Annotated in this window: 13 protein-coding genes; 6 read left to right on the top strand and 7 right to left on the bottom strand. The window is 48.8% G+C overall.

The features are described 5' to 3' along the window. Positions 1 to 8: 8 nt before the first annotated feature. The 7 genes from pyrB to aspA all read right to left on the bottom strand — a co-directional run bounded on the left by pyrB (position 9) and on the right by aspA (position 10,622). Entirely contained in the window at positions 9 to 938 is a 930-nt protein-coding gene (gene pyrB / locus MTO69_RS12485; RefSeq protein WP_248329634.1) for an aspartate carbamoyltransferase, read from the bottom strand. Positions 939 to 1,408: 470 nt separating this feature from the next. Further along, a complete protein-coding gene (locus tag MTO69_RS12480) occupies positions 1,409 to 2,419 on the bottom strand; it encodes an ornithine carbamoyltransferase (RefSeq protein WP_248329632.1) in 1,011 nt (336 codons plus the stop codon). Between the two features lie 169 nt (positions 2,420 to 2,588). Next, positions 2,589 to 3,500, bottom strand: coding sequence for a carbamate kinase (gene arcC, locus MTO69_RS12475; RefSeq protein ID WP_248329630.1), 912 nt, complete (start codon positions 3,498 to 3,500; stop codon positions 2,589 to 2,591). A gap of 54 nt (positions 3,501 to 3,554) precedes the next feature. Next, entirely contained in the window at positions 3,555 to 4,778 is a 1,224-nt protein-coding gene (gene arcA, locus MTO69_RS12470; protein ID WP_248329628.1) for an arginine deiminase, read from the bottom strand. A 1,000-nt stretch (positions 4,779 to 5,778) separates the two neighbouring features. Beyond that, on the bottom strand, positions 5,779 to 7,227 hold the full coding sequence (locus tag MTO69_RS12465; RefSeq protein ID WP_248329626.1) for a YfcC family protein: 1,449 nt from the start codon (positions 7,225 to 7,227) through the stop codon (positions 5,779 to 5,781). A gap of 488 nt (positions 7,228 to 7,715) precedes the next feature. Then, positions 7,716 to 9,023: an anaerobic C4-dicarboxylate transporter gene (locus MTO69_RS12460; protein ID WP_248329624.1), complete on the bottom strand. Its 1,308-nt coding sequence runs from the start codon at positions 9,021 to 9,023 to the stop codon at positions 7,716 to 7,718. A gap of 147 nt (positions 9,024 to 9,170) precedes the next feature. Then, on the bottom strand, positions 9,171 to 10,622 hold the full coding sequence (gene aspA / locus MTO69_RS12455) for an aspartate ammonia-lyase (RefSeq protein ID WP_248329622.1): 1,452 nt from the start codon (positions 10,620 to 10,622) through the stop codon (positions 9,171 to 9,173). Positions 10,623 to 10,952: 330 nt separating this feature from the next. Here aspA and MTO69_RS12450 point away from each other — a divergent pair, with 330 nt between their 5' ends. The 6 genes from MTO69_RS12450 (at position 10,953) to astD (ending at position 19,348) form a co-directional block, all read left to right on the top strand. After that, positions 10,953 to 11,468: an FxsA family protein gene (locus tag MTO69_RS12450; RefSeq protein ID WP_248329620.1), complete on the top strand. Its 516-nt coding sequence runs from the start codon at positions 10,953 to 10,955 to the stop codon at positions 11,466 to 11,468. Positions 11,469 to 11,816: 348 nt separating this feature from the next. Then, on the top strand, positions 11,817 to 14,417 hold the full coding sequence (locus MTO69_RS12445) for an ExeM/NucH family extracellular endonuclease (protein ID WP_248329618.1): 2,601 nt from the start codon (positions 11,817 to 11,819) through the stop codon (positions 14,415 to 14,417). Between the two features lie 127 nt (positions 14,418 to 14,544). Further along, complete coding sequence (locus MTO69_RS12440; protein ID WP_248329616.1) at positions 14,545 to 15,132, top strand: aminodeoxychorismate/anthranilate synthase component II; 588 nt, start codon at positions 14,545 to 14,547, stop codon at positions 15,130 to 15,132. Positions 15,133 to 15,532: 400 nt separating this feature from the next. Beyond that, positions 15,533 to 16,747 (top strand): aspartate aminotransferase family protein, encoded by a 1,215-nt coding sequence (locus MTO69_RS12435; protein ID WP_248329614.1) that lies wholly within the window; start codon positions 15,533 to 15,535, stop codon positions 16,745 to 16,747. 106 nt (positions 16,748 to 16,853) lie between these two features. Next, complete coding sequence (gene astA, locus MTO69_RS12430) at positions 16,854 to 17,873, top strand: arginine N-succinyltransferase (RefSeq protein ID WP_248329612.1); 1,020 nt, start codon at positions 16,854 to 16,856, stop codon at positions 17,871 to 17,873. 17 nt (positions 17,874 to 17,890) lie between these two features. After that, positions 17,891 to 19,348, top strand: a complete 1,458-nt coding sequence (astD, locus tag MTO69_RS12425) for a succinylglutamate-semialdehyde dehydrogenase (protein WP_248329610.1) — start codon at positions 17,891 to 17,893, stop codon at positions 19,346 to 19,348. Positions 19,349 to 19,387 lie beyond the last annotated feature (39 nt).

Raw genomic sequence — 19,387 nt, 5'->3', positions numbered from 1 at the left:
CCTGCTAATTAAAGGTTGGCGTTGAGTACAAGGGCAAGTAAGGCTTCACGAGCGTAGACGCCATTTTCTGCTTGTTCGAAGTAGTAAGCGTGTTTGGTTTTATCGACATCGACGGTGATCTCGTCAACGCGAGGCAATGGGTGAAGTACTTTTAGATTGTCGCGTGCGCCTTCAAGAGTAGCGGCAGTTAAAATAAACGCCGATTTCATGTGCGCGTATTCTGATTCATCAAAGCGCTCTTTCTGTACTCGAGTCATGTACAAAACATCCAGCTCTGGCACCACCTCTTCAATGTTGTTGTGCATGCTGAATTTGATGCCTGCTTCTTCAAGCTCTTCACAGATGTAGTCGGGCATGGCGAGCGCATCCGGGGCGATAAAGAAGAAGCGCACATTGTCGAATTTTGCTAGCGCTTGGGTGAGTGAGTGAACGGTACGGCCATACTTCAAGTCACCGACAAAGGCGACGTTGAGGTTATCAAGCGTACCTTGCGTTTCATGAATAGAGAACAGGTCGAGCAGCGTTTGCGTCGGGTGCTGGTTGGCTCCATCACCGCCGTTAACAATCGGCACGCCATTTGAGAACTCTGAAGCCAGACGCGCCGCGCCCTCTTGCGGGTGGCGCATCACAAATGCATCGACATAGGATGAGATCACTTGGACTGAGTCCGCTAACGTTTCGCCTTTTTTCGCCAGAGAAGTGTTACCACCGTTGTCGAAACCAATCACGCTGCCGCCAAGTCGTTCCACTGCGGTTTCAAATGAGAGGCGCGTGCGCGTTGATGGTTCAAAGAAGCAGCTAGCGACGACTTTGTTTTTCAGTAGTTCAGGGTTGGGCTCTGCCTTCAATTTTGCTGCGGTGTCGACGATCAACTCCAGCTCTGCACGGCTGAGTTCAGGGATGGAGATGATGTGCTTTTTATACAATGAATGCGCCATAGCTTACTTCCTCGTCGTAAATGACAGACAAAAAAAAGCCCCCTAAAAATAGGAGGCGGATATTGGATCGATGGAGACAAAAAATAGCACAGCCAACGTCCCCGATTCAGGGCGCGTTTTGTAACAACGGTGGGTTGTATTGAGCTGCTTCACTTATGTTCTCCTAGACAAATTGCGGAGGATTATACGGACAAAAATCGCCAACGCAAGCGTTTGCGGAAAGTATCCAAAAATTGGATTTTTATGCGAAATTGGCCGATTTTACCCACCTTTTCTCATCTATTGTGGCTACTTGGCTTAGCCGGTATTTGTGTGGTTTTCTGTGCTAATTGGATGAAAAAAAATGCGGGTTTTATTCACCGTGTTTTTGCACATCGTGAATGCCACCCGCATTTCCCTGCAAATTACTCGTTTATCTGAGAATTAACTCCGCGATATAGAGTATTCGCGATTAATATCTTTGCGTGATATTAGTCGCCTAGTGTTGCAACCATCACCGCTTTGATGGTGTGCATGCGGTTTTCCGCTTCATCGAACACGATAGAGTGTTTAGACTCCACCACTTCGTCTGTCACTTCCACACCGTCTTTCAGTTGTGGGTATTCCGCCGCAAGCTGTTTACCAACCGTTGTGTCTTCACCATGGAATGCTGGTAGGCAGTGCATGAATTTCACATGTGGATTACCCGTGGCTTTTAGCATCTCCATGTTAACTTGGTAAGGCATCATTAGGTTGATGCGCTCAGCCCATGCTTCTTTCGCTTCGCCCATCGATACCCATACGTCAGTGTATAGGTAGTCACAGCCTTGAACGCCTTCTTGAACGTCTTCCGTTAGGGTGATCTTCGCCCCTGTTTCTTCAGCGATTGCGCGACAGGTAGCGACTAGCTCTTCTTCTGGCCAGAACGCTTTTGGCGCCACAAGACGTATGTCCATGCCCATTTTCGCTGCGCCAACCATGAGTGAGTTACCCATGTTGTTACGAGCGTCACCGAGGTAAGCAAACTTCATTTCGTGTAGCTGTTTACCACGGCCGTGTTCCATCATGGTTAGGAAATCAGCCAGGATTTGAGTTGGGTGGAACTCATCTGTTAGGCCGTTCCATACAGGCACGCCAGCGTAAGCGCCAAGCTCTTCAACGATTTCTTGACCAAAGCCACGGTACTCGATGCCGTCATACATGCGGCCAAGTACGCGCGCTGTATCTTTCATCGACTCTTTGTGACCGATTTGAGAGCCAGAAGGGCCTAAGTAAGACACTTGAGCGCCTTGGTCAAAAGCGGCAACTTCAAAGGCACAACGGGTGCGAGTCGAGGTTTTCTCGAAGATAAGGGCAATGTTTTTGCCTTTTAGACGAGGTTGCTCATAGCCGTTGTATTTTGCTTTTTTCAATTCCGCAGAAAGGTCCAAGAAGTGTTGGATTTCACGTGGAGTAAAGTCTAGTAGTTTTAGGAAGTTACGGTTGCGTAGGTTGAAAGCCATGATGTTTTCCTTCTTAGGGTTTAGCGCTCTCTTATTGCAGGGAAAGAGGTAAGAAAACGCAGTAATTATTGGTGTTTGTTTCTTTAAGTGTTTGCCACAGTGGGGAGCGAGGCATGAGGGTCTTGATTCAACGAGGGTGACTTCTCAATGACTCGCTCCAGTGATGGTTTTAGCCTTTGGTGATATTGGTGCCCGCTGTGCCTTGCAGAATGCGTAGGCCATCTTCCAAAGAGCCGATACCCACCACTTTTCCGCCTTGCTTGATGAACTCGCACGAGGCTTCGATTTTTGGTCCCATGGAACCGGCATCGAACTCGTATTTGGCCAGTTCTGTTGGTGTGGTGCCGCGCAGGGCATGCTGGGTTGGTTTGCCCCAGTCAAGGTAAACCGCATCAGCGTCAGTTAGGATAAGCAGCGCATCCGCATCGAGCTGTTTGGCTAGGAAGGCTGCCGACATGTCTTTGTCAATCACCGCTTCTACACCCACCAATTTGCCGTTTTCGCGTTTGACTGGAATACCGCCACCGCCAGTACAAATCACCAAGTGACCTTGTTCGATAAGCGCTGTGATCGCTTCGTGCTCGACAATGCCGGTTGGCTGCGGGCTCGGTACCACGCGGCGGAAGTGCTTGCCGTCAGGTTTGATGGTCCAGTGGTATTTTTCAGCCAGCTCGCGCGCCTCGGCTTCTTCGTAAATCGGGCCAATTGGCTTGGTTGGATCGGCAAAGGCAGGGTCGTTAGGATCGACCGTCATTTGCGTCAGCATGCAAGTCGCGTTGACGTTAGGCATTTGGTTTTTGAACTCTTGCATCAACATGTAGCCGATCATGCCTTGCGTTTCGCTGCCGAGTACATCAAGTGGGTAAGGGGCGACCTTTTTGTATTCCAACCCTTGTAGGGCCAATAGACCAACTTGTGGACCATTTCCGTGCACCAGTACCACGTTGTACTCTTGTGCGATTTCTGAAATGGTTTTTACCGCGATCTCAATATTGTGGCGTTGCACTTCTGCCTCTAATGGCTCACCGCGACGAAGTAGGGCATTGCCGCCCAGTGCTACAACAACTGTTTGTTTTGTCATGTTGAAAATCTCTCTGCAGTGGCGAGAGCCTTGCCCTCGCCTTTAATCACTTACTTAGATACCGTCACGTTCGATAGGGCAGCTCATGCAGCGAGCGCCGCCGCGACCACGACCTAGCTCATCACCTGGGATAGGTAGAACTGTGATGCCTGCTTTGTCGTATTTCTCGTTGGTGTAAGTGTTGCCTTCGTAGCCAATCACCACGCCTGGTTTCACTGTTAGAACGTTGTTGGCATCGTTCCACTGTTCACGCTCTGCGTGGAAGTTGTCACCACCTGTGGTGATAAGGTTGAGTTTGTCGACGCCAAGCGCTTTCTCGATAGCGGTAACGAAGTAGCCTTCTTCTTTCACGTTGACCGCGCCAGATCCATCGCCAGTTAGGCTCCAGCATTTGACATCTTTACGCACCACTTCTGGGTAGACCGAGAAGGTGTCTTCGTTCATGTGGGTCATGACGGTGTCTAAGTGCATGCAAGAGCGGTGTTTTGGTAGCTCCATTGCAATGATTTGCTTGGCTTGACCGTGCTTGAATAAGCCTGATGCTAAGTGTTCAACACCTTGAGCGGTGGTGCGCTCAGACATACCGATAAGAACCGTGCCGCGGCCAATAACTAGAACGTCGCCGCCTTCAATCGTAGAGTTGTCGTAGTTGATGTTTTCGTCGTCGCCGAAGTACTTAATGAAGTCTTGGCCAGCGAAGGTTGGGTGCCAGCGGTAGATAGCGCGAACATGGTTGGTTTCACGTTGACGCGCCGGTTTCGCCATTGGGTTGATTGACACGCCACCATATACCCAGCAAGACGTATCGCGGGTGAATAGGTGGTTTGGTAGCGGCTCAATGATGAAATCTGTTGGTGCATGTAGACCTTGCATCATAGAAGAAGATTTCATCGGCATCTCTGCGTAAGAAAGACCACCGGTGAGGATTTTAGCCAGCTCTAGGTTTGGAAGGTCGCCTAGGTAGCAACGAACGTCGTTAGCGAATGTTTTGCCCAAGCGGTAATCAGACACTTGACGCGCAAGCAGCCAATCTTTGGCTTCAGGGACTGCCAGTGTATCAGCCAGTAAGTCGGTGAGCAGCAGCACTTCAACACCTTGGTTACGTAACGTTTGAGTGAACACATCGTGTTCTTTACCTGCGCGCTCAACCGCTAATACATCATCAAAAAGCAGATCGTGACAGTTAGATGGGGTGAGGTGAGTCAGAGCTCGTCTAGGACGGTGAACCAGAACGCGACGCAATTGACCGATTTCAGAACCTACGTAAAACTTACTCATGATCGTATCTCTCTTATTTATTCATTAGTCTTAATTTCTAAAACTAATATTTAATTAGTAGGGAATAGAAGCGTGAATTTATTTATTCACTTATTTTGTTTCTGGAATTCATATTACGCCTGTTGGCCGAGGATTCTTAGAGGTCAATCACAGTTCGTTTTTTATGCTTCAGCCCTTGTCCTATAAGGGTTTTAACAATATCTATGCAGTTGTTATCTCGCTGTAACGCCCCTAAATAGCCATTGGATTTGGAACTTTATGCACAGAAATATCCAAGATGCTTGATAACAATTAAATGGCAGGAAAAATATTCAATAAAAAACTAGTGATAATAAGTTGAATAAAGCGGAAATATGCAGTGAATCTTTCTAGATAATGGTTTTTGAATGATATTTTAGGTTTTTTATAACAAAGTATTGGTGGCAATTGTTATGTGGATCACATTGTAATAATTAGCGGCTTATTTAAAAGTAAATCCAGTTAATAAATACTAATAATGAAATGGCCTAGATTTTCTAATTACTTATAGGTCTGAATAAATAGATTCTGAATTGCGGTCGTGCCTCCCTTTTCAGAATGACCGGGTAGGCTCATGATTGCGAAAGTGAGTAACCTGACTCACGTCATTCCAGAAGCGATAGACGAGTTATCTGCAATCTGGCGTTGCTGGTTTGGTTGAGTAGATTCTGAATTGCGGTCGTGCCTCCCTTTTCAGAATGACCGGGTAGGCTCATGATTGCGAAAGTGATTAACCCGCCTCGCGTCATTCCAGAAGCGATAGACGAGTTATCTGCAATCTGGCGTTGCTGGTTTGATTGAGTAGATTCTGAATTGTGGTCGTGCCTCCTTTTTCAGAATGACGGGGTAGGCGCGTGATTGTGGAAGTGAGTAACCCACATAGCGCCATTCCAAACACAAGAAAAGCCGCACAAGGCGGCTTTGAGGTGGCTCACATCCTGTGAACCAGGGTTAGGAAAAGAAATCTTTGATTGCGATGGGGCTAGATTAGAGCACCGATGCTCAATACCACCACACAGAACAGGGTGAGGATAGCTAACAGTGGTGCTACCCATTTGACCCAGCGTACATAAGGCACTCGGGCAATCGCCAAGCCACCCATAACCACGGCTGAAGTTGGAGTAATCAAGTTCACTAAGCCAGATGCCGATTGGTAAGCGGTAATCACCAACTCACGACCCACACCTGCGAAGTCGGCAAGCGGCGCCATGATTGGCATAGTGAGAACGGCCAAACCTGACGTTGATGGCACAAGGAACGAGAGTAGAATCTCAAGGAAGAACATCACATTGATAAACACCACTGACGACAAACCTGTGACCATCTGCTCTGCTGAGAAAAGAATCGTATCGGTGATCATGCCGCGGTCCATTACCACCACAATACCACGTGCAATACCGATGATAAGCGCGACGCCAAGCAAGTCTCGAGCACCATCAATAAAGCTGTTGGTGAACTCCTCTTCACTCATTCGAGCCACGATACCGACAATAATCGTCGCTGCTAGGAACATCGCTGAAATCTCAGCCATCCACCAACCGGCAACTGACACACCGTAAATCATCACCCCGAATGAGCCGCCAAAGATGGCAAGAATGGCTTTACGGGTAGTGGTGAACTCTAGGCCCTCTTCAGACTGGTTGCCGAGGAAGTGCGCTTTATTCTCTTCGTACTTATCGTAAACGATTGATTTAGATTGGTCCTGACGCACCATGCGTGCATAGCGCATGACGTAAGCGACACAGATAGCCCAGCCAATCACCAACATAATAACGCGCAGCATAATGCCGTCAGTGAACGGAATGCCCGATGCGTTAGCGGCAATAACCGTGGCGAATGGGTTGATGGTAGAACCAAGACAGCCAATCCCCGCACCGAGTAATACGGTTGCAGCGGCGACGACAGGGTCAAAGCGCGCCGCCATCATTACAGGGACTAACAAGGTGTAGAAGGGGAGTGACTCTTCCGCCATGCCGTAGATGGTACCACCTGCGGCAAACAGAGCCATCAAGATCGGGATCATCATCTCTTCGCGACCTTCTAGGCGATGCGTGACACGTTCGATACCCGCGTCAATAGCTCCTGTTTTGGTCACAAGTCCTAGGAAGCCACCAATCACCAAAATGAACAAGGAAACGTCGATAGCTGCGGCTTCGTAGCTATTATGGTCGTAGAAACCATCGATCGGTGCCAGTAGGACATCAATCACGCCTTGAGGGTTGCCCTCAACCGCTTGATAGGTGCCGGTGACGGGCACTTCTCGCCCTAAGTCTTCATTCATGGCGCGGTCGTATTGACCCGCAGGGACAATCCAAGTCAACATCGCCACCAAAGCAATGAGGACAAACAGAATGGTGTAGGCTGAAGGGAACTTGAAGTTGGCAAAGAAGCCGCCTTTTTTCTCTTCGGTAGGTACAGTTTGAGTTGTCATAGCGATCTCCTTACTTTTATTTATATACCAATAAATAAAAGTGAATCAGCGACTAATAGTTATTAAATAATTAACTCTTGCTAGAGTAAGTTATTGGTATTAGGGATTGTAATTCGGGCTTGTTGATACCCTATATCGCTATTTTAAAAGCATTGAATGGTCAGTAACTTTGGGGATCTTCACAAAAACATAGTGACATTTTTTGACTAGAAATGAGCGTTGGAAAACCAGCGATTATTTGGTTGCTATAGGTGGATTAATATTCCAGCTTCATTCTGTTGATGTAGGGTTTTAGCCAAACGCTATTGGGTGGGTTAAATAATGCGGAATTTTATTCAAAGCGACGAATTAAAATGCATAAAAGCTTTTCGGAGAGTTTATTGATTAAGGTCAAAAATAGAATGTGAGCTAGGTTTTTTTACACTGAATAAAATAAAGGGAGCTAGGCTCCCTTTATTATTTTTATCGATTTTCTATCAAGCTAAACGCTAGATAAGTAGCCCGCCAAAGGTGAAACCAAGGGCAACCGCAGAGGCGATGGTGACCACACCAGGAATAAAGAATGGGTGGTTAAATACATACTTACCTATGCGTGTTGAGCCGGTGTCATCCATTTCAACCGCTGCAAGTAGGGTTGGGTAGGTCGGCAGCACAAATAGGGCACTTACCGCGGCGAAAGAGGCCACTGCGGTCAATGGGGCTACGCCGATGGCCAGTGCTGCAGGCATCAGTGCAACTGTGGTTGCACCTTGTGAGTAGAGCAGCATCGAAGCAAAGAACAGCACCATAGCCAGCATCCACGGGTAATCAGCAAGTAGCGCGCCGGCAACGTCTTTGATGCCATCGACGTGAGCGTTAACAAAGGTCGAGCCAAGCCAAGCGACACCGAGTACACAGACACAAGCCGTCATACCTGAGCGGAAGGTGGCCGCTGATGGGATTTTCGCAGCATCGATCTTAGTGACGAGCACAATCGCAGCGGCAGCAGCGAGCATCACGGTCATGATGGCTTCGTTGCGACCAAGCGCTGGGTCTTTGATTAGGCCCACAGAGCCAGAGATAGCAGCGGCATAGCAGACAACAAAACCAATCGCGGCCAAGAAGATGTAGGTGGCGGTTTTCGCGGTAGGCAAGATCTCACGTTTGGTCTCGCCGCTCAGCTTGATCAACCCTTGCTCTAGACGTTCCTGATAAATCGGATCGTCTTTCAGCTCGCCGCCCATAAAGTTAGCAACAAAGGCGCCAATCATACAGGCAACAAAGGTGGTTGGAATACAGACCGCCAATAGGGTTAGGTAGTCGACACCCATAGGGGCCAACATGGCTGCGAAGGCGACAACCGCTGCGGAGATTGGTGAAGCGGTAATGGCGATTTGTGAGGCAACCACCGCAATCGATAGTGGACGAGACGGACGAACTCCCTGACCTTTCGCCACCTCGGCAATCACAGGCAACGTAGAGAACGCTGTGTGTCCGGTACCCGCCATTAAGGTCATCAAAAAGGTGACAATCGGCGCATAAAAGGTGATGCGCTCAGGGTGTTTACGCAAAAAGTTTTCGGCCACTTGTACCAGCCAATCCATACCACCGGCAACTTGCATTGCAGCAATGGCAGTAATGACCGACATGATGATAAGAATAACGTCGACAGGGATAAACGCTTGGCTGGTGGGCACGCCTAATACCAGCGACAGTGCAATCACACCTGCACCACCGGCTAAACCAATGCCAATCCCGCCAATTCTTGCTCCTAAGTAGATAAAGAGCAGAACGACAATGAGTTCGACTGCTACCATATTGATACCTCTCAATGTAAATGATGATTCTAATTATCTAACCATTCAGGCTCTAACTGGTTAGATAATGAGAATAAAACCTTGTTATTTATAAGGAAAATGAGTGTAAGGCTTAAAAAAGGGCCGCAATGGCCCTTTCTCGCTTTGCTACTCGTAGCGTTTCGCTTTGTAGGTTGGGTGCATAAAGTTCTCGACACAGAGAATGTCGTCCAACTCTTCTGCTGTCAGCAGACCTCGCTCCAACACCACCTCACGCACGCTCTTACCCGTTTCGGCACAAATTTTACCGACGATGTCCCCTTCATGGTGACCAATGTATGGGTTGAGGTAGGTGACGATACCGATAGAGTTGTAAACGTAATTCTCGCACACCTCTTTATTGACCGTGATGCCGTCGATGCATTTGTCGCGTAGGTTTATACAAGCGTTAGACAGAATCGAGATAGACTCAAACATGCTTTGCGCAATCACAGGCTCCATCACGTTGAGCTGCAACTGACCGCCCTCTGCAGCAAACGAAATGGTGTTGTCGTTACCCAGTACCTTAAAGCACACTTGGTTAACCACTTCTGGTACCACAGGGTTTACTTTAGCCGGCATGATTGAAGAGCCTGCTTGCAGTTCTGGTAGGTTTAACTCGTTAAGGCCAGCGCGTGGACCTGATGAGAGCAAACGCAGATCGTTACAGATCTTAGACAGCTTAACCGCTAGACGTTTTAGTGCGCCGTGGGTCATTACGTAAGCACCACAGTCAGACGTCGCTTCAATTAAGTCTTCCGCAGGGACAACATCCAAGCCGGTCACTTCAGCCAGATGTTTGACCGCCGCGGCCTGGTAACCTTGTGCAGCGTTAAGACCGGTGCCGATCGCGGTTGCGCCTAGGTTGATTTCGAGCAGCAGTTTTGAGGTGTAATCCAGCGCGCGAATCTCTTCGTTCAGCGTGACCGCCCAAGCGTGGAACTCTTGACCGACCGTCATTGGAACCGCATCTTGAAGCTGAGTACGACCCATCTTCAAAATATCTTTAAACTCTTGCGCTTTAAGTTCGAATGCACCTTTTAGGTACTCAATCGCATCCATGAGCTGGTGAACACTGTTGTAAACCGCGATACGAAAACCGGTTGGGTAAGCACAGTTGGTTGACTGGCTCTTATTGACGTGGTCATTTGGGTTGATGAACTGGTATTGGCCTTTTTCTTTACCCATTAGTTCCAACGCCAGGTTAGCGATCACTTCATTGGTATTCATGTTGACCGAGGTTCCAGCCCCGCCTTGGAATACGTCTGAAGGGAACTGATCCATGCACTTTCCTGTTTCAAGGATCAGGTCACACGCTTCAATGATGTGGTTAGCGACATCTTTGGCAATCACGCCAAGCTCTTTGTTGGCAAGCGCAGCGGCTTTTTTGGTCATGACCATACCGCGAACAAACTCCGGCACGTCAGAGATGGTCATGTTAGAGATATTGAAGTTTTCAATGGCGCGTAGGGTATGAATGCCGTAATACGCGTCAGCAGGTACGTGGCGTTGGCCGAGTAAGTCTTCTTCGATACGGGTTGCTGTAGTCGCCATTGCGGCGGCATCAGTTAGGGTAGCCATACAGGATCCTTAGAGATTTATTCTGATATTAAGGGTAACTTCTAGCCATATCTGTAGTTTAAGAATCCATTCGGCAGAGTTTTTGGCTGTATAATCCATCCTGACTTATGTGGCACATAATACTGTACCTAGCGCATAAAAATAGTAACTTGATCACTTTTTTTGCTTTTATTTGCTTAAAGTTTTGCAAACTATGAACGGGGTATTGATAGCCGTTTTCGAGGCAGTGTTGCGGTGAGTGAAAAGGGTCAGGTCGGACACGAATCGTTACCGCTTTCGTTTGAGCTCTTGCACCTTTGCACGTACACTGAACTCAACAAAGGAGGGCGTGTGTTTCCTATCTTACTTCTGCTATTTATTTTTGTTCCTATCATCGAAATAGGTCTATTTATTCAAGTGGGTGGTTACTTGGGCATATGGCCGACCATCGCTTTGGTGCTGATCACCGCATTTGTCGGCGCGTCTTTGGTACGTAGCCAAGGTTTACAGACACTGATGTCAGTGCAAACCCGCCTGCAACAAGGGGAACTGCCAGCGCAACAGATCCTTGAAGGGGTGATGCTTGCGGTGGCTGGCGTGTTGCTGCTTACCCCAGGCTTTATGACCGATGCGCTGGGTATGCTGGTGTTGCTTCCAGCGCCACGTGCTGTGATGGCTAAATACCTGATGAGCAAGATGGTGGTCAAATCGGTGGGTGGCGGCTTCCACGGCAGCTTTAATGGTCAACCTTTTGAACAAGGGCCGTTCGAACAAGACCCGTTTAAGCGTCACGACTCGTCGGGTAACACCTTTGAAGGTGAGTACCAACGCAAAGACGATGATGATGATCGCAATCGACTTAACTGATCAACTGCCAGTGATCAAAAAGGGCGCGTATCCACGCGCCTTTTTTGATCAATAATACGAAATTCGTATAGAGCTAAAACTCTATTCATTAGTAAAAGCTTAACTATTTCAATGCGATAATCTCATTATTGAAACTTCTGTTATCCTCGGGTGTTGAAAATATGACCGTGCTTCAATTATTCATCAAATCTATGAGATCGAAATCTCACTGTCACTGAATGTAATTTTTAGTTTCATAAAAAACATCAACACTGAGCATGGTTTTAAAATAACTCGTCACACAAAAAGTGATTTGGAACACGCTTTCTAGTTGTTGCTCAACATTGAAAGCGATGCATGGTGGATAACATGAAACAAAAATTGACTCCTACACTCCTTGCCGCAGTGGTCGCGGGCGCCCTCTCGTCGCCAGCAATGGCGGACATCATCCTCTCTCAATATGTTGAAGGGGGGAGTTACAACAAAGCGATTGAGATTGCCAATACCGGCGATAGCCCTGTCTCGCTTGATGGCTACGAGCTGGCTAAACAAAACAATGGCTCAGGCGAATGGGGAAGTAAACTCTCGTTAAATGGGCAAGTGCTCGCTGCGCAAAGTGTCTTGGTTGTGGCACACACCAGTGCCAGTGACGACATTAAAGCGGTCGCAGATATCTTAAACAGCGCCACGGCGAACTTTAATGGCAACGACCCGATGGCGCTGCTAAAAGATGGCGCTGTGCATGATGTGATTGGCACTGTGAACGACGGCAGCAACTTTGCCAAAGATGTCACCCTAGTCCGTAACTCAGATGCGATGACCCCATCTTCTACTTATGACGCTTCTCAATGGTCATCGCTGGCGAAAGATAGCATCGACGGTTTGGGCGAGCTTGATGGTGGCACAGCACCAGAGCCGTTTGCCTGTACCCAAGATGGTCAGACGCCGAGCTTCACGTCTATTCAAGAGATCCAAGGCGAAGGCGATACTTCACCATTTATCAACGGCTACCCATACATCACCAATGAAGACTTTTTCGTTAAAGGTGTGGTGAGTGCCGTTACCACCGGCCTGACCAAAGGTTTCTACCTGCAAGCATTAACTGACGACTACAACCCACAGACATCAGAAGGCTTGTTTGTACACACTAACCAATCAAGCTCTGGGCTAAAAGCGGGGGATGTGGTGTGTGTCAAAGGTAAGGTGCAGGAGTACTACAATCACACCCAACTTAAAGCAGAGAACAACAACTGGGTTAAGCAAGGTGAGCAAGCGGCACCTAGCGCGACAGACATTGAAATCCTAACCAGTGATGCCAACTTTGATCGCACGCTAGAGCGCTACGAAGGTATGCTAGTGCGCACCACGGAAGCGCTGGATATGCGTGTCACCCGTACCTTTGGTTACGACTATGCGGCGCGTCGCAACAATATGGTCTTGGCTCAAGGTCGCATCAGTATGCAGCCAAACCAAAACTTTGTCGCTGGCTCTGAACTGGCGAAACAGCAAAGTATCGAAAACGCAGAGCGTCGCCTTTATGTTGAGTCCGATCAGAAAGCGGCCAACGGTCAAATTCCTTATTATCCAGAATTTGGTCGTACCGATATCGACCAAGATGGCTCGACTGAAGATTACATCCGTATCGACGACACCATCGTTGGTCTAGAGGGTGTGATCACATACAGCTACGGTGATTACCGCTTGATCCCAACCAATACCTTGACCAGCGAAAGCTTTGTGCGCAACGACCCTCGCACGCAAGAGATTGAGATGAAAGAGGGCGACTTACGCATCGCGACGTTCAACGTATTGAACTACTTCAACTCTCCATTTGGTGGCGACACTAACCCACATGGCAACAACCGTGGTGCCAACAACTTTGAAGAGTTCGAAGTCCAGCAAGCGAAGATCGTCAACGCGATTCTACGTCTCGATGCAGACATCATTGGCCTGATGGAAATTGAGAACAACGGCTTTGGTCAAAATGGTGCTATTCAACAGTTGGTTGAGCAGCTTAACCAGCGTATTGAGCGCAAGAAAGATCGCTACGCCTTCGTTGCAGTGGATAGCAATGGCGACCAAGTGACGGATGAAAATGACTACATTGGTACCGACGTGATCACCACCGGCGTGATCTACCGCCCTAAAGTGGTTAAGTTGAAACAGTCGCGCGTGATTGCGATGCCAAGTCAACAAGCCCCAGAAGTGCTAGACGACAAAGGTAAAGTGATTGAAGACGGTAAAAACTATCAACGTGATTCTCTAGCGCCGACGTTCAAAGTGAAAGGCACTAAGGAGACGATTACCGTTGCGATTAACCACTTCAAATCAAAAGGTTCAAAGTGTTGGGAAGACGCAGCGCCTGTTGAGCAAGGTGGTCAAGGCGGTCAAGATCTGGATAAACAAGGTTCGTGTGAAAACTTCCGTGTGGCGGCAGCCGTGGCACTGGGTGACGCACTGAAAGAGATCGACGGTCATAAAGTGATCTTGGGTGATATGAACTCTTACGGCATGGAAGATCCAATGCTCGTACTGACCGATTACAGCCAAGAGAAGTATGGTAAAACCATTAAAGCCGCACGTAACACTTACATTGGTGGCGAAATGCAATTTGGCGACCAAGGTGCGGTGATTACCGACAGCTACGGTTACATTAATGCAGTGGCGAAAGCCCATCCAAACAGTTGGAGCTACTCGTTCAACGATGAAGTGGGCGCGCTTGACCACCTATTGATTAGCCCAAGTCTAGAGAAGCATTTTGTGGATGCGACAGACTGGCACATTAACGGTGGTGAATCGACCCTGTTTGACTACAACAACGAGTACAAAGGTGACCTGCCTAAGTACAGCGATCACTTCCGTTCATCAGACCACGACCCAGCGGTACTTGAACTGAAGATGGGTGGCTCTTTTGGCATCGGTGCCATGATGTCACTGTTCGGTATTGCAATGTGGCGTCGTCGCCGCTAAATCGATCACGATGTAAAAAGATAAGGCCAGCACTGCTGGCCTTAATTTTTGTCAAAGACTTGCCTTTCCAAACGGGTGCGGCACAATACCGCCCTTATAGGAACCCTTATCACACGCTGTTACGCCAATGCTGTTAATTATCGATAATTACGATTCGTTCACTTACAACCTCTACCAGTACTTTTGCGAGTTGGGTGCTGAGGTGAAAGTGGTGCGTAATGACGAGATTGATATTGCAGGAATTGAAGCGCTTAAGCCGAGCCATTTGGTGATCTCTCCTGGGCCGTGTACACCCAATGAAGCGGGCATTTCGCTGGCGGCGATTGAACACTTTGCCGGAACATTGCCGATTTTAGGAGTGTGTCTGGGCCATCAGGCGATTGCGCAAGTGTTTGGTGGTGAGGTGGTGCGCGCTCGGCAAGTGATGCACGGTAAAACTTCACCGATTCGCCACAACAACCGCAGTGTTTTTTCGGGCCTGAACAACCCCCTAACCGTGACGCGCTACCACTCTCTGGTGGTCAAAAATGGCACCCTGCCGGACTGCTTTGAACTCACGGCTTGGACCGAGCTCAGTGATGGCTCTATGGATGAAATCATGGGCTACCAACACAAAACCTTGCCCATCGATGCGGTACAGTTTCATCCCGAGTCAATTAAAACAGAGCAAGGCCACCAAATCCTCGCCAATTTTGTCGCGCGCCGACTGCTTTAAACAAGGATGCACGGCTTTATCGTGCTCCTAAAGCCTGACTAAGATCACTTTTCTTAACATTTCTTTCATAATTCCCGCTTTGAATAGTCTGTGAAAAACTATGCGTACGGTTCGCTGCGCCTGCGCTCCAGCCCTTGTTGAGCCTATGATTAACCTAAGCTTATCTTTGCTATAAGAATATATTGCTTCATAAAAGTGATGGCGTGATGCATAAATACGCACAGATGGTGAGTGTTGGCCTTTGATAGGGTTGTTAAAAAGAATAAATCACTATTGAAATGGTTAATTAAATGTAAATACAATGCCGTAATTGCTTAATGGCAAAACAATATCTTATTTCATTGAATCGAAGTAAGGACACCATATTCGCTATGCATGCGGTATCGAGAGGGAATGTGCAATGACTGTAGAAAATAAAGTAGAACGCGGTTTGTTTGATGAGGTGATGGTACCTTGTTATAACCCAATGGAAATGATCCCAGTAAAAGGCGAGGGCTCTCGCGTTTGGGACCAGCAAGGTAACGAATATATCGATTTTGCTGGTGGTATTGCCGTGAGCTGCCTAGGTCATTGTCACCCGGCTATGGTGAACGCACTGACCGAACAAGGTCAAAAGCTGTGGCACCTCAGCAACGTGATGACCAACGAACCGGCACTTCGCCTAGCGAAGAAGCTCACCGAAGTCAGCTTTGCAGAAAAAGTGTTCTTCGCTAACTCAGGCGCAGAAGCGAACGAAGCTGCACTCAAGCTTGCTCGTCGTTACGCAGCAGATAAGTTTGGGCCTGAGAAATCAGAAATCATCGCCTTTACTCAAGGCTTCCACGGCCGTACTTTCTTCACCGTGACCGTCGGTGGACAAGCCGCATACTCAGATGGCTTTGGTCCTAAACCGGGCGATGTGACTCACCTACCTTACAACGATGTGGATGCGCTGCGTGAGCACATTTCAGATCGCACCTGTGCCATTATGATGGAACCTCTGCAAGGCGAAGGCGGCATCATTTCACCAACGGATGAGTTTGTTCAAACGGTTCGTGAGCTGTGTGATAAGCACAACGCACTGCTGATTTTTGATGAAGTTCAGACGGGTAATGGCCGTACCGGTAACTTCTATGCTTACCAAGGCTTGGGTGTGACACCCGATATCCTAAGTACCGCAAAATCACTCGGTGGCGGTATTCCAATCGGTGCGATGCTAACCACGACTGAGCTTGCTCAGCACTTGAAGGTGGGGACACATGGTTCGACTTATGGTGGTAACCCATTGGCGTGTGCCGTCGCTGAAGCGGTTGTGGATGTCGTGAGTCAACCGGAAACGCTTGCTGGCGTGGCTAAGCGTGAAGCGCTATTCCGCGAGGGTCTAACTAAGCTCAACGACAAGTACAACATCTTTGCCGAAATTCGCGGTAAAGGCCTATTGCTTGGTGCGGCGATGAACGAAGCGTGGCAGGGCCGTGCTCGTGATGTTCTCGTAGCAGCCGGTAAACAAGGTTTGATGGTGTTAGTGGCAGGGGCAAACGTCGTGCGTTTCACTCCATCACTGGTCATCACAGAAGAAGAAATTCAACAAGGACTGGATCGCTTAGATAAAGCACTAGCGACATTAGTTAAATAAGAATAAAAGTTTCGAGCTACGAGTAGCGAGATATAGGTTTTTAATCTCGTTACTCGCCATCTATCGACTCGAAACTCTAATTACTTGCATCAGGAGGGAAGTATCGATGCTGGTTGTTCGCCCAATTGCAATGTCGGATTACGACGCGCTGCACACCTGCGCAGTGGAGTCGGGTCACGGATTCACATCTCTACCGGTTAACGAAGAACTGTTGACCAATCGCATTACCCATTCAGAGTACAGTTTTGCTAAACCCGACGTAACCGAACCTGGTGACGAAGGTTACCTGATGGTCGGCTTTGACCATGAAACGGGTGAAGTTGCAGGCTGTACTGGTATTGAAGCGTCGATTGGTTGGGATGTGCCTTTTTACTCCTATCACATCAGTACCGTGGTGCATTCATCGCGCAAGCTGGGCGTTAACAATACGGTTAAGCTGCTGACTTTTGGCAACAACTACACAGGTTGCAGTGAGATTTGTACCCTGTTCTTGCGTCCGAGTTTCCGTCAAGGATTGAACGGCCGCTTGATGTCGAAATGTCGCTTCTTGATGATGGCTGAGCACCCGCACCGTTTCTCTAAAACCATTTTTGCTGAGATGCGCGGCGTCTCTGATGAAGACGGTAACTCGCCGTTTTGGCAGTGGTTGCAAGAGCACTTTTTCTCGATTGACTTTACCATGGCCGATTATCTAACCGGCATTGGTGCTAAAGGCTTCATTGCGGATCTGATGCCGAAACTTCCGATTTACATCAACTTGCTGAGTAAAGAGGCTCAAGCGGTGATTGGTCAGGTGCACGAAAACACTAAGCCTGCACTGCGTTTGCTGGAGAAAGAGGGCTTTACTTGCCGCAACTACGTCGACATTTTTGACGCGGGCCCGACCGTTGAGTGTGACTTGCGTAATATCGAGTCGGTGCGCCACTCGATCCGTGCCAAGGTGACGGTTGCTGAGCATGCAAGTTCGCAAGACTTCTTAATCTCGAACACCTCATTCGAACACTTCCGTGCAACCGCAGCAAAAGCGGCGTACGACCGAGAAACAGACTCTGTGATCCTTTCACCAACGGTAGCGGAAGCGCTACAGGTGAAAGAGGGTGAGTTTGTACGTATGTTGCCGCAGTAAATAAAGGATATTAGACAATGACACATTGGATTGCAGGAGAGTGGCTCGCAGGACAAGGCGAGCCAATGGACTCGGTTAGCCCATATAACAACGAGGTTATTTGGCAGGGCGTCAGTGCAACGCCGCAACAAGTGGACCAAGCTGTAGCGGCGGCGCGCAGTGCCTTCATCGCTTGGAAGAAGCTCAGCTTTGCCGAGCGTGAAGCGGTCGTGCTGGCGTTTGCTGAGCAGGTCAAACAGCACAGCGAGCAAATCGCCGAAATCATTGCCAAAGAAACCGGTAAACCGATTTGGGAAACTCGCACCGAAGCTGCGGCGATGGCCGGTAAGATTGCCATTTCTATTCGTGCCTACCATGAGCGTACCGGTGAGTCACAACGTGAAGCGGCGGGTAACCAAATTGTGTTGCGTCATCGACCATTGGGTGTGATGGCGGTGTTTGGCCCTTATAACTTCCCTGGTCACTTGCCAAATGGTCATATTGTGCCTGCGCTTCTCGCTGGTAATACGGTGGTATTTAAACCCTCAGAGCAAACTCCGCTAACTGGAGAGTTTGCGATGAAGCTGTGGGAAAAAGCGGGATTGCCAAAAGGGGTGATCAACCTAGTTCAAGGCGCTAAAGAAACAGGGATTGCCCTGGCTGAATCGAAAGGCATTGATGGCGTGCTGTTTACCGGTAGTGCTAACACCGGGCATATTCTGCACCGCCAGTTTGCCGGTCAGCCGGGTAAAATGCTTGCGCTAGAAATGGGTGGCAACAACCCAATGGTCATTTCAGAGCATTATGGCGAAGTCGATGCCACTGTCTACACCATTATTCAGTCAGCGTTTATCAGTGCAGGACAACGTTGTACCTGTGCTCGTCGTCTGTATGTGCCTGTGGGTGAGAAAGGCGACGCCTTGATCGCCAAATTGGTTGAAGCCACCAAAAAGATTCGCGTTGATCAGCCATTTGCTGAGCCGGCGCCGTTTATGGGGCCGCAGATCTCTAAAGCTGCCGCAGACTTTATTCTGGCAGCGCAAGCGAACTTACAGAAACTGGGTGGCGAGAGCTTAGTGGAAGCGACAGCCGGTGAAGCTGCATTCGTGACCCCGGGCATCATCGATGTCACCGCGATTGCTGAGTTACCAGACGAAGAGTACTTTGGTCCATTGCTACAAGTGGTGCGTTACCAAGGCTTAGACAAAGCGGTAGAACTGGCGAACGATACTCGTTTTGGCCTGTCGGCAGGTCTTGTTTCGACTGATGACAGCGAGTGGGACTATTTTGTCGACCACATTCGCGCCGGTATCGTCAATCGCAACCGCCAGTTGACCGGAGCCAGTGGTGATGCGCCATTTGGTGGCCCTGGGGCATCAGGCAACTTGCGCCCAAGTGCGTTTTACGCCGCTGATTACTGTGCTTATCCAATGGCCTCAATGGAGGGCGAAGCCACTGTGCTTCCTGCCAGCTTGAGCCCTGGTGTAGAGCTATAAATCGAATAGGTTCGCTTTTGCCCGGCCGCGGGCATAGCA

The sequence above is a fragment of the Vibrio sinaloensis genome (genome assembly GCF_023195835.1).
In the GTDB taxonomy this organism is placed as follows: Bacteria; Pseudomonadota; Gammaproteobacteria; order Enterobacterales; family Vibrionaceae; genus Vibrio; species Vibrio sinaloensis_C.
This window is presented reverse-complemented; position numbering and strand designations above follow the sequence as displayed.

What these genes read in the sequence shown, in the direction of transcription:
- MTO69_RS12440 (WP_248329616.1), top strand. Translation starts at nt 14,545, where the DNA reads ATGCTGTTAATTATCGATAATTACGATTCGTTCACTTACAACCTCTAC.
- pyrB (WP_248329634.1), bottom strand. Translation starts at nt 938, where the DNA reads ATGGCGCATTCATTGTATAAAAAGCACATCATCTCCATCCCTGAACTC.
- MTO69_RS12460 (WP_248329624.1), bottom strand. Translation starts at nt 9,023, where the DNA reads ATGGTAGCAGTCGAACTCATTGTCGTTCTGCTCTTTATCTACTTAGGA.
- aspA (WP_248329622.1), bottom strand. Translation starts at nt 10,622, where the DNA reads ATGGCTACCCTAACTGATGCCGCCGCAATGGCGACTACAGCAACCCGT.
- MTO69_RS12465 (WP_248329626.1), bottom strand. Translation starts at nt 7,227, where the DNA reads ATGACAACTCAAACTGTACCTACCGAAGAGAAAAAAGGCGGCTTCTTT.
- arcC (WP_248329630.1), bottom strand. Translation starts at nt 3,500, where the DNA reads ATGACAAAACAAACAGTTGTTGTAGCACTGGGCGGCAATGCCCTACTT.
- astA (WP_248329612.1), top strand. Translation starts at nt 16,854, where the DNA reads ATGCTGGTTGTTCGCCCAATTGCAATGTCGGATTACGACGCGCTGCAC.
- astD (WP_248329610.1), top strand. Translation starts at nt 17,891, where the DNA reads ATGACACATTGGATTGCAGGAGAGTGGCTCGCAGGACAAGGCGAGCCA.
- MTO69_RS12445 (WP_248329618.1), top strand. Translation starts at nt 11,817, where the DNA reads ATGAAACAAAAATTGACTCCTACACTCCTTGCCGCAGTGGTCGCGGGC.
- arcA (WP_248329628.1), bottom strand. Translation starts at nt 4,778, where the DNA reads ATGAGTAAGTTTTACGTAGGTTCTGAAATCGGTCAATTGCGTCGCGTT.
- MTO69_RS12435 (WP_248329614.1), top strand. Translation starts at nt 15,533, where the DNA reads ATGACTGTAGAAAATAAAGTAGAACGCGGTTTGTTTGATGAGGTGATG.
- MTO69_RS12480 (WP_248329632.1), bottom strand. Translation starts at nt 2,419, where the DNA reads ATGGCTTTCAACCTACGCAACCGTAACTTCCTAAAACTACTAGACTTT.